This is a genomic window from Fictibacillus norfolkensis, from assembly GCF_014836645.1.
In the GTDB taxonomy this organism is placed as follows: Bacteria; Bacillota; Bacilli; order Bacillales; family Fictibacillaceae; genus Fictibacillus; species Fictibacillus norfolkensis.
The window spans coordinates 129,175-142,143 of the sequence record NZ_JACSQM010000001.1 but is presented as its reverse complement, the minus strand read 5'-3'; the positions used below and the strand labels follow the sequence as shown (position 1 = coordinate 142,143).

Below are 12,969 nucleotides of genomic sequence, written 5' to 3'. Positions count from 1 at the left end.
GAAGTGATGGTAGAGGAGCAGGAACCAATAGTAACCCATCTGAAGAGAAGAAGCTCTAGTGATGATGGTGGAAAGGGGATTCTTGCCGAAGTGTAAAAGGGCTTCTAGTCTTTTATGCTGGACCTGTATTGAATAAATACAGAGCTGTCACACAAGTCCCCCCAGGGTTTGTGTGGAGGACTATCTCACGAGGGGGAACAAACTTGGCTTGCTACGGATTATAGCAACAATAGGGTTTTTCCTTATTGTTGCTTTTTTGTATTTACTTTCAAAAATAAGTGACCTGAAAGTATACGTGCAAACTAAGTAGACGTGGTCATTTTAGCGTCAACAAAGTCTTCTAATAAAAGAGATAGAATCTTACAACAAGAAGGGATTGGAGTATATGGGGAGAATTGTTCAAAAATTTGGTGGAACTAGTGTTGGCTCAGTTGAGCGAATACAAAATGTGGCAAAACGAATTATCCATGAAGTAGATGCAGGAAATGAAGTAGTAGTTGTTGTTTCAGCGATGGGTAAAACAACGGATGAACTGGTAAAGCTTGCTACGGATATCAGTCAGAACCCTTCCAAACGGGAGATGGATATGCTCCTTACGACGGGAGAACAGATTACGATCGCCCTTTTGACGATGGCTCTCCATCAAGAAGGATATAAAGCTCAATCATTAACAGGATGGCAAGCGGGCATTCAAACAGAAGATACCTTTTCAAATGCAAGAATACTAGACATCGATTCAAAGCGCATCTCTTCGCTGTTAAAAGATGGCCATGTCGTGGTTGTTGCTGGATTTCAAGGAATTATTCCTGAAACAAAGGATATTGCCACTCTTGGTAGAGGTGGATCTGATACAACAGCCGTTGCACTAGCAGCAGCTCTTAATGCAGATCGATGTGACATCTATACCGATGTGACGGGTGTGTATACGACTGATCCCCGTGTAGTGAATTCAGCTAGAAAACTACCTTCGATCTCTTATGATGAGATGTTAGAGATGGCGAACCTCGGTGCAGGCGTCTTACATCCGAGAGCGGTTGAGTTTGCTAAAAACTATAATATTACATTAGAAGTAAGATCAAGTATGTGTGAAGAACGTGGAACATTAGTTGAGGAGGAAGTGTCTATGGAACAAAATTTAATGGTTAGAGGTCTTGCGTTTGAAGGAAACATAACAAAAATTACGGTCTCTTCAGTACCTAATGAGATGCATGCATTAGCGGAACTGTTTACGATTTTGGCTTCGAACGGCATAAATGTAGATATCATCATTCAAAATGTATTAAATGAAGAAAAAACGAATATTTCGTTCTCGATCGAATCAAATTCATTGTCTGCTACACAAGAAGTACTTGCAGCGCATCAATCAAAATTAGGATTTGAATCGATAAGTTATGAACAAGGTCTGGCGAAGGTGTCAATCGTTGGTTCTGGCATGATCTCAAATCCTGGTGTAGCAGCTAAAATGTTTAAAGCTCTGTCAGACGAAGAGATTATGATCAAGATGGTTAGCACTTCTGAGATTAAAGTATCTACTGTTGTGAAACAAGAAGATATGATTAAGTCGATAGAAACGCTGCATGATGTGTTTGAGTTAGATGCTCGTGTTCCTGTTGAGAACACGTAAGACCAAACATTGAAAAAAAAGCCGGCGATCCGCCGGCTTTTGTTATTCGATCGTATCTTTTTTATCCCATTGAACTGTGATAAAAACTTTGTTTCTTTTCATTGATTCTAAAGCTTCTGTTGTGCATTTTTTTTGTAGCTGAACTTGTTCAGCAAGGAAGCCTGCTTCTAGGCTGAACGTTTGATGAGTGAAGTTTTCTATTCGCTGCATGATCAGTTGAGAGTTTAAAGAGAAATTCATCTCTGTTTTCGAAGCTTCAATCATTTCAAGTGTGCCCCAGCCAGCTTCAACAAAAAAAGCGTGAACTTCTTCCATCGTATGTAAAGGATATTTTCTAGCCAAGTGTCTTCCTGCCCAATAGAGAATATTTCGTTCTTGTTTGCCAAGAAGTTCAGGCAATAAGTCGCTTCGTAGGATCTCATACCCAAAAGCTGAAACAGAAAGCTGTTCTACAGGGGTGTTATCATCCTTTGTCTTTTGTTTAAACATTCTGCATCCCTTCTTTCTAATTTTTATTATAACGGGAAAGCGGTTTAAACTCTATAGCAACTATCACTATTTGTCGAAAATCTTAAACCTCCAAAAGCGTTGATGTATCAAGAAAATTTACGTGTTTAGTTGTTAGCGTTTTCTTGACGGTGTCAAACGATGGGAGTAAAATGGACATGTTGCTAGTTAATTAAGCTAATTGTTTAACACTCATCCTCTAAAAGAGGAAACTTAAAACGCTTACATGTGGAGAGGAACAAAGATTAGCAGCCAGAGAGAGGCTAAATTTGAAGGGGGCAAGAGAATGGCTGGCAGTAGAGATTTTTTTAACAGAAGGATTCATTCATTATTAGGAGTAATTCCGATCGGGATTTTTCTCGTGCAGCATTTAGTTGTGAACCATTTTGCGACGAGGGATGCTGAAGCATTTAACAAAGCAGCACATTTTATGGAAAGCTTACCGTTTCGTATCTTCCTAGAAACGTTTGTGATCTACTTACCAATTTTGTTTCATGCTGTGTATGGACTTTACATTACGTTTCAAGCGAAAAACAATGTTACCCGCTACGGCTATTTCCGCAACATGATGTTCCTCGTTCAGCGTATAACAGGCGTTATCACATTAGTTTTTATCGCTTGGCACGTATGGGAAACACGTGTACAAGCTGCGTTCGGACAAGAAGTAAACTTTGATATGATGGCAGACATCTTAAGCTCTCCATTCATGGTTGCTTTCTATCTGGTAGGTGTTTTATCAGCAGTATTCCATTTTGCAAACGGATTATGGTCGTTCTTTGTCAGCTGGGGCCTTACAGTTTCGCCTCGTTCACAGAAAATTTCAACATACGTAACGATGGGTGTATTTGTTGCACTTGCAATTGTTAGCGTAAGAACAATCTTTGCATTTATTTAAAAGGGGTGAGACAAATTGAGTAATCAGAAAATTATTGTTGTTGGCGGAGGTCTCGCCGGTTTAATGGCTACAATCAAAGCAGCTGAGGCTGGTGTTAATGTTGACCTCTTTTCAGTTGTTCCAGTAAAACGTTCGCATTCTGTTTGTGCTCAAGGTGGCATAAACGGTGCAGTAAATACAAAAGGTGAAGGAGATTCACCATGGGAGCATTTTGATGACTCTGTATACGGTGGAGACTTCTTAGCAAACCAGCCTCCTGTAAAAGCAATGTGTGACGCGGCACCAGGAATCATCCATCTGATGGACCGCATGGGTGTAATGTTTAACAGAACGCCTGAAGGATTACTTGACTTCCGTCGATTCGGAGGAACGCAGCATCATCGTACTGCATTTGCCGGTGCAACAACGGGTCAGCAGTTATTGTACGCACTAGATGAGCAAGTTCGCCGCCACGAGGTAGCAGGTCTTGTTACGAAATATGAAGGATGGGAATTCTTATCTGCCATTATTGATGACGAAGGACAATGTCGAGGAATCACCGCACAAAACTTGAAAACGATGGAGATCGTAAGTTTCCCTGCGGATGCCGTTATTATGGCAACTGGCGGACCTGGTATCATTTTCGGTAAATCTACGAACTCTGTTATTAACACAGGTGGAGCAGCATCAGCTCTTTATCAGCAAGGTGTATATTATGCGAACGGTGAGTTCATTCAAATTCACCCCACTGCTATCCCTGGTGATGACAAGCTTCGATTGATGAGTGAATCAGCACGTGGTGAAGGTGGACGAGTTTGGACATATAAAGACGGAAAACCTTGGTACTTCCTTGAAGAGAAGTATCCAGCATACGGAAACCTTGTTCCTCGTGACATCGCTACACGTGAGATCTTCCACGTTTGCGTCGATCTAAAGCTAGGAATCAATGGTGAGAACATGGTATACCTTGATCTTTCACACAAAGATCCTAAAGAGCTTGACATTAAGCTTGGTGGAATCATTGAGATCTATGAAAAGTTCATGGGTGATGATCCTCGTAAAGTTCCAATGAAGATTTTCCCTGCGGTTCACTATTCAATGGGTGGAATGTGGGTTGATTATGATCAAATGACAAACATTCCAGGTCTTTTTGCAGCTGGTGAATGTGAGTATCAGTATCATGGTGCTAATAGATTAGGAGCTAACTCGCTGCTTTCAGCTATTTTTGGCGGTATGGAAGCTGGCCCATCTGCTGTTAGATATATTCGAGGATTAGAAAAAACAGTTGAGGATGTACCTTCTACTGTATTTGATAACCAAGTGAAAAAAGACCAAGAAGTATACAACAACATTCTATCCATGGATGGAACTGAGAACGCTTATGTGATCCATAAAGAACTTGGAGAATGGATGACAGATAACGTAACGGTTGTAAGATACAACGATAAGTTAAAGCAAACGGATGAAAAGATTCAAGAATTGATGCAGCGTTATAAAAACATCAATATTAATGATACTTCCAAGTGGAGTAATCAAGGTGCATCATTTACTCGTCAGCTATGGCACATGCTTCAGCTAGCTCGTGTTATTACGCTCGGTGCTCTTAACCGTGATGAAAGCCGTGGAGCTCATTACAAACCAGACTTCCCTGAACGTAATGATGAGCAATGGTTAAAAACAACAAAAGCGAAATTCAATCCAACAACGAACGGACCAGAATTCGAGTATGAAGAAGTAGATGTTTCGCTTATCCAGCCACGTAAACGTGACTATTCTAAGAAGAAGGCAGGGGTGTAAGAATGAGCACAAAAATGGTGAAATTCGTCATCTCAAGACAGGATAACCCAGAAACTGCCCCATATTTAGAAGAGTTTGAGATTCCTCATCGTCCTAACATGAACGTAATATCTGCTCTTATGGAAATTCGTAGAAACCCTGTTAACGCAAAAGGGGAAGCTACGACTCCCGTTACTTGGGAGATGGGTTGTTTAGAAGAAGTTTGTGGTGCGTGTTCAATGGTGATCAACGGAAAGCCAAGACAATCTTGTACGGCTCTTGTTGATCAATTGGAACAGCCAATTCGTCTTGAACCAATGAAAACATTTCCGGTTGTCCGTGATTTGGCGATCGATAGAAGTAGAATGTTTGATGCACTTAAACGAGTTAAAGCTTGGATTCCAATCGATGGTACGTACGATCTTGGACCAGGTCCTCGTATGCCTGAAACAAAGCGTCAATGGGCATATGAACTTTCGAAATGTATGACATGCGGTGTTTGTTTAGAAGCATGTCCGAACGTAAATACAAATTCGGACTTTATCGGACCAGCACCTTTATCGCAAGTTCGTCTATTCAATGCTCATCCAACTGGTGAGATGAATAAGGAAGAACGTTTGAACGCGATCATGGATGACGGTGGGCTTGCAGAGTGTGGTAACTCTCAAAACTGTGTGCAGTCTTGTCCTAAAGGTATTCCTTTAACAACATCAATTGCGGCACTTAACCGTGATACAAGCTTCCAAGCATTTAAGAACTTCTTTGGAAGCGATCGTTAAACCATATAACACAAGAGCTTCTCTCATCAGGGAGAAGCTTTTTTAAAAGGCAGTAGTCTGGGAGATAATTGCTTTTGGAAGTAACGAGCAACTATAAGTGGAAATCAATTATTTTCAAAAGCCGCTATGATACTAAAAAAGAATGATTCTTGAATTTCTATATAAGAAAGGCGGTAAAGAATTTGGCTAGGCAAGATTACATATCAAATATGGATGAGTGGCAGAAGGGCTTTTCTTTTTATCACGAATTGCAAGTGCGTTTTGGTGAAATTGACGGATTCGGCCACGTGAATAATACGAATATCTTTACTTATATGGAAGAATCACGAATCGCGATGTTTAAGGAACTAGGTCTGATGACTGACTGGGGTGCTCCTGATTCAGAAGAGATTCCGGTTGTGGCAGACCTTCAATGTGACTATTTGGCTCAGATCATGTACGATGAAAAATTAAGAGTTTATGTGAAAATTAATGAAGTAGGCTCATCTTCCATCGACATACATTACTTAGGAATAAACGAGAAGAAGATTCCTGTATTTACAGGAAGAGGTGCTATTGTACAGATTTCTAGACGAAATGGACGTCCCGTTAAGTGGAATGAAGAGCTGAAAAACCAACTAAATAATTTTTCTAAAAAAGCCCATGTTTGAAAATGGGCTTTTTTTTATGGTTTATCCGTAATATTCTTCATACTTTTTAAATGAACCAAGTCACTCCCATCTGATTCTTTACATACTATATGTTGACTAAATACTTCCAATATTCGTTGGCGGTTCCTAAACCCTAGCAAGGAGGGGTGAATTCATTGAAAGATAAACACTACCGACCGAAGCCTCTACTTACAAAAAGAGAGAGAGAAGTTTTCGAACTACTAGTTCAAGATAAGACCACAAAAGAAATTGCGGAACAATTATTCATTAGTGAGAAAACAGTTCGTAACCATATTTCCAATACCATGCAAAAGCTTGGGGTTAAAGGACGCTCTCAAGCCGTTGTAGAGTTATTGAGGCTTGGAGAACTCGAGATTTAGTCAGAAAGCGGCTTTCATTGTGAAAGCCGTTTTCAGTTTGGTTTTACTAAAGGTAAAAAGTGTAATTGATTTTTCTAACCTTTTTCCGCTATGATGAAGTTTATGATGTTAGTGGTTTATGGACCTAAATGAAAAAGGTGAAAAAATTCATGAACAAAAGCCTGCAAGTAAAAAAAGTTCTTAATAATAATGTGGTTATTGCTATTGATTCCTTCGATGAAGAAAGAATTGTTATCGGCAAAGGAATTGGCTTCGGCAAGAAACCAGGTGAAGAGATCCTTCCTAAGCAAGTGGACAAGTTATTTGTATTGAAAGATGAAAACGAACAAGAACAATATAAAACCTTATTAGATTCGATAGATGAAAAGATTGTAGAATTGATCAATGATGTAATTGTTCACATACGAACTCGTTTTGAGAATGAGTTAAACGAACATATACATGTCGCGTTAACCGACCATATTACATTTGCTATCAAACGATTAGAACAAAGTATGGATATCAAAAATCCATTCCTAACTGAAACACAAACACTATATCCAAAAGAATATACGGTGGCTGAAGAGGCGATCGAGATCATCAATAAGTCGCTGGGCATTCATCTTCCTGAAGGTGAGATTGGTTTTGTGGCATTACATATTCATAGCGCCATAACCAATAAAAGTGTAACTGACATAAAGAAGCACTCAGAGCTCATCAACACTTTAATGCAGATGATTCAACATTCACTAGACCTATCAATCGATACAAAGAGCATTAATTATTTACGTCTTGTGCGTCATTTAAGACATGCGATAGAGCGTATTTCTATGGGTGATATCATGGAGGAACAAGAAAAGTTAGCAAAAGTGTTGAAAGAAGAATATCCTTTATGCTACAATTTGGCGTGGAAGTTGATTAAGGTTATGCAAAATACCTTACAAAAACCCGTGCCCCATGCAGAAGCAGTATATTTGACGATGCATTTGCAAAGGCTTTCGCGTTATGACAATGAAGACAAATGATAAATGAATATAGAACAACTCGTTTTTACGTGTTACTGATTCGATCAGGCATAAGTAAGAAACAAAAGTGTAGCAGATGCTTAATTAGGATATATTAATTCTGATTAGGGATTTTACTCATGTTTCTTATTTATGTCTTTTTTTGTTTGATGCGAAAGTAAATGGAAGGGTTATCATAATAAAAAGGAGGACTTCCTATGTGGAAAAAACTTTTTGGTGTTCTTCAACGCGTAGGTAAAGCGCTTATGCTGCCAGTTGCGATCTTACCAGCTGCAGGTCTGTTGCTTGCCTTTGGTAACGCGTTCAAAAACCCAGCGTTGATTGAAAGAATACCTGCATTAGATGCAGCATGGTTCCAGCTTGTTGCAGACGTAATGGAAAAATCGGGAGACATTGTTTTTGCCAATTTATCGTTACTGTTTGCCGTAGGTGTTGCCGTAGGTCTAGCAGGCGGTGAAGGTGTAGCAGGATTAGCAGCAATTATTGGTTACTTGATCATGAACGTAACCATGAGCGTAATTGAAGGTGTAACGCCTGATATGATCGGAAAAGATCCTTCTTTTGCGAACGTACTTGGTATTCCAACACTTCAGACTGGAGTGTTTGGAGGTATCATCGTCGGTATTTTAGCCTCCTATCTATATAAGAGGTTCTATAACATTGAACTTCCTCAATACTTAGGGTTCTTCGCTGGAAAACGTTTTGTACCGATTATTACAGCAGTATCTGCTTTAGCACTTGGTATTGTAATGACGTTCATCTGGCCACCTGTTCAGCATGGACTTAATACGTTCTCTGAAAGCATGATCAATTCGAACTTGACGGTTGCGGCATTTATCTTTGGAGTGATCGAACGTTCATTGATTCCGTTTGGACTTCATCACATCTTCTACTCGCCGTTCTGGTTTGAGTTTGGCTCTTATAAATCTGCAGCAGAAGGACTTGTTCGTGGTGACCAAGCGATCTTCTTTGCACAATTAAAAGATAACGTTGAATTAACAGCAGGTACATTTATGACTGGTAAGTTCCCGTTCATGATGTTCGGACTTCCAGCTGCAGCATTGGCTATGTATCACGAAGCACGACCTGAACAAAAGAAAATAGTAGCGGGTATCATGGGTTCTGCTGCGTTGACTTCTTTCTTAACGGGAATCACGGAACCACTTGAGTTTACTTTCTTATTTGTTGCTCCAGTATTATTTGGAATTCATGCTATATTCGCAGGTCTTTCTTTTATGGTCATGCACTTGTTAAATGTTAAAATAGGTATGACTTTCTCTGGTGGTGTAATTGACTACTTATTGTTTGGAGTACTTCCTAACCGTACAGACTGGTGGCTAGTAATTCCTGTAGGTCTCGTATTTGCAGTGATCTATTACTTTGGTTTCCGTTTTGCGATCCGTAAATGGAACCTTAAGACACCAGGACGAGAAATCGTGGATGATGAAGTCGAAACAAATGTTGGACCGTCCAATAAAGATTCTCTAGCAGCGAATATTTTAGAGGGATTAGGCGGAGAGTCCAATATCTCTAACCTTGATGCTTGTATCACTCGATTAAGAGTTTCTGTAAATGATCCTAAGGAAGTGGACAAGAATCGATTGAAAAAACTTGGAGCATCTGGAGTTCTTGAAATGGGTAATAACATTCAAGCGATCTTTGGAACTCGATCAGATACGATCAAGAGTGAAATTCAAGATATTATCAGTGGTAAGACTGTAGCTAAACCGAAGAATTCAGAGAAAACGCCTGAACAAGGAAAAGTTGTGGAAACAAACAATGAAGGTGCTACACCAACTTCATCCATTTCTACTGATGATGATCGTTTTGTTTCTCCGATTAAAGGGAAAATACTTCCGATCACCGAAGTTCCTGACCAAGTTTTCTCAGGAAAAATGATGGGTGATGGATTTGCCATCGAACCAGCAGAAGGCTTGGTGGTTTCACCTGTTAATGGTAAGATAATGAATATCTTCCCGACAAAACATGCCATCGGTATTGAGTCAGATTCAGGCAAAGAAATTCTCATCCACTTTGGTATCGATACAGTGAAACTGAAAGGTGAAGGTTTTGAGAGCTTTGTGTCTGAAGGCGACAGAGTTAAGATCGGTCAAAAGATCTTAAAGGTTGACTTGAACTTTGTTAAGGAAAATGCACCATCCGTAATCACACCGATTGTTTTCACGAATCTATCGGATGAAACAGTTTCCGTCGAAAAAACAGGAACTGTGGCTATAGAGGAAGAAAATATTATTACATTCAAAAAATAAAGGGGTAATTATCATGGCAGAAAAAACATTCAAAGTAACGAGCGAATCAGGAATCCACGCACGTCCAGCAACAACTTTAGTTAACCAAGCAGGTCAGTTCAGCTCAGATATCACACTTGACTACAACGGAAAAAGCGTTAACTTAAAATCTATCATGGGCGTAATGAGCCTTGGAATCCAACAAGGATCTTCAATCGTGATCAAAGCAGAAGGTTCAGATGCAGAAGAAGCAATCGCAGCATTAGAAAATGTAATGAAAAAGGAAGGGCTTGGTGAGTAATGTCTGAAAAAATTTCAGGTATTGCAGCATCAGCCGGCATCGCAATCGCAAAAGCGTTTGTTCTTCAAAACCCTGAATTAACGATCGAAAGAAAATCGATCTCCGATTCTGCGAGTGAGATAGAGCGTTTTGAAGCAGCGCTTAAAGTTTCTAAAGAAGAACTTTCTGTTATAAAAGAAAAAGCGAACAAAGAGTTAGGCGAAGATAAGGCAGCGATTTTTGCTGCCCATCTTCTTGTTTTGAGCGATCCAGAACTAGTTGATGCTGTAAAACAAAAGATTGAAAATGAAAAGGTTAACGCCGAAGCAGCAATGGACGATGTTTCATCCATGTTCATCAATATGTTTGAATCCATGGATAACGAATATATGAAAGAGCGTGCTGCAGATATTCGTGACGTTTCAAAACGAGTTTTAGCACACTTGTTAAATGTGACGTTTACAACACCTGCAAGCATCACAGAAGAAGTTGTCATCTTAGCAGAAGATTTAACTCCTTCCGACACAGCTCAATTAAACCGTAATTTTGTTAAAGGATTTGCAACTGACATTGGTGGGAGAACTTCTCACTCAGCAATCATGTCACGTTCAATGGAGATTCCTGCAGTAGTAGGAACTAAAACAATTACGGAAAATGTTGAGAACGGTGTAGTGGTAATCATCGACGGTCTGGATGGACACGTAATCGTGAATCCGACTGACGATGAAATCGCAACATATGAAGAGAAACAAAAACAATATCAAGACCAAAAAGCGGAATGGGCAAAGCTAGTGAATGAAAAAACATTCTCAAGCGATTCTGTTCAAGTTGAGCTTGCAGCTAATATTGGAACACCAGCTGATGTAAAAGGTGTTCTAGAAAACGGTGCAGAAGGCGTTGGTTTATACCGTACAGAATTCCTTTATATGGGCCGTGACCAACTTCCAACTGAAGAAGAGCAGTTCAAGGCATACAGTGAAGTGCTTGAAAAGATGGAAGGTAAACCAGTAGTCATCCGTACACTTGATATTGGTGGAGATAAAGAGCTTCCTTATTTAAATCTTCCGAAAGAGTTAAATCCTTTCTTAGGATTCCGTGCGATTCGTCTTTGCTTAGAAGAGCAAGAAATTTTCCGTACACAACTTAGAGCACTTCTTCGAGCAAGCCAATATGGGAACTTGAAAATCATGTTCCCGATGATTGCAACACTTGGAGAATTCCGTGCTGCTAAAGGTATTTTGTTAGAGGAAAAAGAAAAGCTCGCTTCAGAAGGTATAAAAGTATCTGAATCCATTGAAGTAGGTATCATGGTGGAAATTCCATCAACAGCCGTAATGGCAGATACATTTGCTAAAGAAGTTGACTTCTTTAGCATCGGTACAAACGATTTGATTCAATATACGATGGCTGCTGATCGTATGAACGAACAAGTTTCTTACTTGTATCAGCCGTACAATCCAGCGATCTTAAGATTAGTAAAAATGGTTATTGATGCAGCTCATAAGGAAGGCAAATGGGCTGGTATGTGTGGGGAGATGGCAGGCGATCCGATCGCAATTCCAATTCTTCTTGGACTCGGCCTCGATGAATTCTCGATGAGTGCTACATCTGTACTTCCTGCTCGTAGTCAGATCCTAGGTCTGTCTAAAGAAAAGATAAGTGCACACATGGATGAAATTCTACAAATGGAAACGATGGAAGACGTTGTGAAGTTTGCAGAAGAAAATTTCTAAAGTAGAAAAAAGACTATGGGGAAATTTCCATAGTCTTTTTCTATAGATGTTTGAGGTAATATGGTTGGACACGGGAGTGGTTGATTTCCGCTCCAGGTTGCGAGGGTTTAAAACATTCCATTAACGAATGGTCTTGCATTTTCATAAAAATATTAGCAGAATAGAAAACAGTGATTAAACGCCAGTAATGTATATAGAGATGAGGCGATGTTTTTGAATAGACCCATTGGAGTCATTGATTCAGGAGTGGGAGGTTTAACGGTTGCAAGAGAGATCATGAAGCAGCTGCCGAAAGAAGAGATCATATATTTAGGAGACACAAAAAGGTGTCCGTACGGCCCTAGACCTTTTGAAGAGGTTAGGACTTATACATGGGAAATGATTGACTTTCTTTTAGAACAGGAGATTAAGATGCTCGTTATCGCTTGTAATACAGCTACTGCAGCAGTATTAGAAGAAGCGAAGAGAAAGTTAGACATTCCGGTCTTAGGTGTTATCCATCCTGGTGCCCGTTCCGCTTTAAAAGCGACGAAAAATAATCATGTCGGTGTAATCGGGACAGTCGGAACGATCAATAGTGGTGCTTATAAACAGGCACTAACGCAGATTCGTAATGATGTGATCGTAGAAAGTTTAGCATGTCCGTTGTTTGTTCCGCTTGTTGAACAAGGAAAGTTATCAGGTGAAGAGACATTAAGCGCAGTTTCAGAAACGTTATATCCGCTTAAGGATCTTTCCATCGATACGTTAATCTTGGGATGCACTCATTACCCTCTGTTAAGACCTGTCATACAGCAAGTGATGGGTGAACATATCACGTTGATCTGTTCAGGTGCAGAAACTGCGCGTGAAGTTTCTGTCATCTTAGATCATAGCGGGCTCTTAAATACAGAAGATGCTAAACCGATGCATCGATTCTTAGCTACAGCAGAGAGCAATCATTTCCTGAAGATCGCTAACCATTGGCTAGACCGCAAGATTGAAAAAGTAGAATGTATTAAGTTGTAGTTTTCAAAAAACACGAAAATTAGGTTACCTCATAATGAGAATATTGAAATGAAAAGAGTAGAATCCATTTAGGGATTCTGCTCTTTTCTTTTGATTAATGCCAAT

12 protein-coding genes and 1 riboswitch are annotated in these 12,969 nt (G+C 39.8%); of the genes, 11 read left to right on the top strand and 1 reads right to left on the bottom strand.

The window, feature by feature from the left end; all coding sequences use genetic code 11:
* Window positions 1-2 precede the first annotated feature (2 nt).
* Window positions 3-191, top strand: a riboswitch (Lysine riboswitch).
* 194 nt (window positions 192-385) lie between these two features.
* Window positions 386-1,624, top strand: coding sequence for an aspartate kinase (locus tag H9648_RS00690; RefSeq protein ID WP_191751894.1), 1,239 nt, complete (start codon window positions 386-388; stop codon window positions 1,622-1,624).
* Window positions 1,625-1,666: 42 nt separating this feature from the next.
* Here H9648_RS00690 and H9648_RS00685 read toward each other — a convergent pair whose 3' ends face one another.
* Window positions 1,667-2,113 (bottom strand): YslB family protein, encoded by a 447-nt coding sequence (locus tag H9648_RS00685; RefSeq protein WP_191751893.1) that lies wholly within the window; start codon window positions 2,111-2,113, stop codon window positions 1,667-1,669.
* A 304-nt stretch (window positions 2,114-2,417) separates the two neighbouring features.
* Here H9648_RS00685 and H9648_RS00680 point away from each other — a divergent pair, with 304 nt between their 5' ends.
* The 10 genes from H9648_RS00680 (at window position 2,418) to racE (ending at window position 12,864) form a co-directional block, all read left to right on the top strand.
* Entirely contained in the window at window positions 2,418-3,026 is a 609-nt protein-coding gene (locus H9648_RS00680) for a succinate dehydrogenase cytochrome b558 subunit (protein WP_191751892.1), read from the top strand.
* 15 nt (window positions 3,027-3,041) lie between these two features.
* Window positions 3,042-4,802 (top strand): succinate dehydrogenase flavoprotein subunit, encoded by a 1,761-nt coding sequence (sdhA, locus tag H9648_RS00675; protein WP_066396656.1) that lies wholly within the window; start codon window positions 3,042-3,044, stop codon window positions 4,800-4,802.
* A 2-nt stretch (window positions 4,803-4,804) separates the two neighbouring features.
* Complete coding sequence (gene sdhB / locus H9648_RS00670; protein WP_144698733.1) at window positions 4,805-5,560, top strand: succinate dehydrogenase iron-sulfur subunit; 756 nt, start codon at window positions 4,805-4,807, stop codon at window positions 5,558-5,560.
* 182 nt (window positions 5,561-5,742) lie between these two features.
* Window positions 5,743-6,210, top strand: a complete 468-nt coding sequence (locus H9648_RS00665; RefSeq protein WP_191751891.1) for an acyl-CoA thioesterase — start codon at window positions 5,743-5,745, stop codon at window positions 6,208-6,210.
* Between the two features lie 155 nt (window positions 6,211-6,365).
* Window positions 6,366-6,590, top strand: a complete 225-nt coding sequence (locus H9648_RS00660; protein WP_066243534.1) for a helix-turn-helix domain-containing protein — start codon at window positions 6,366-6,368, stop codon at window positions 6,588-6,590.
* 128 nt (window positions 6,591-6,718) lie between these two features.
* Window positions 6,719-7,594, top strand: a complete 876-nt coding sequence (gene glcT, locus H9648_RS00655) for a glucose PTS transporter transcription antiterminator GlcT (RefSeq protein ID WP_318243468.1) — start codon at window positions 6,719-6,721, stop codon at window positions 7,592-7,594.
* A 197-nt stretch (window positions 7,595-7,791) separates the two neighbouring features.
* Entirely contained in the window at window positions 7,792-9,864 is a 2,073-nt protein-coding gene (gene ptsG / locus H9648_RS00650; RefSeq protein WP_191751889.1) for a glucose-specific PTS transporter subunit IIBC, read from the top strand.
* Between the two features lie 13 nt (window positions 9,865-9,877).
* Window positions 9,878-10,144 carry a phosphocarrier protein HPr gene (locus tag H9648_RS00645; protein WP_191751888.1) on the top strand — a complete coding sequence of 89 codons (267 nt, stop codon included), beginning with the start codon at window positions 9,878-9,880 and terminating at the stop codon, window positions 10,142-10,144.
* The gene (gene ptsP, locus H9648_RS00640) at window positions 10,144-11,856 is read left to right on the top strand and encodes a phosphoenolpyruvate--protein phosphotransferase (protein WP_191751887.1); all 1,713 of its coding nucleotides are present in this window, start codon (window positions 10,144-10,146) and stop codon (window positions 11,854-11,856) included. Before H9648_RS00645 ends, ptsP begins: the two co-directional genes overlap by 1 nt.
* A gap of 213 nt (window positions 11,857-12,069) precedes the next feature.
* The gene (gene racE / locus H9648_RS00635; protein ID WP_318243467.1) at window positions 12,070-12,864 is read left to right on the top strand and encodes a glutamate racemase; all 795 of its coding nucleotides are present in this window, start codon (window positions 12,070-12,072) and stop codon (window positions 12,862-12,864) included.
* The last annotated feature ends 105 nt before the right edge of the window (window positions 12,865-12,969 follow it).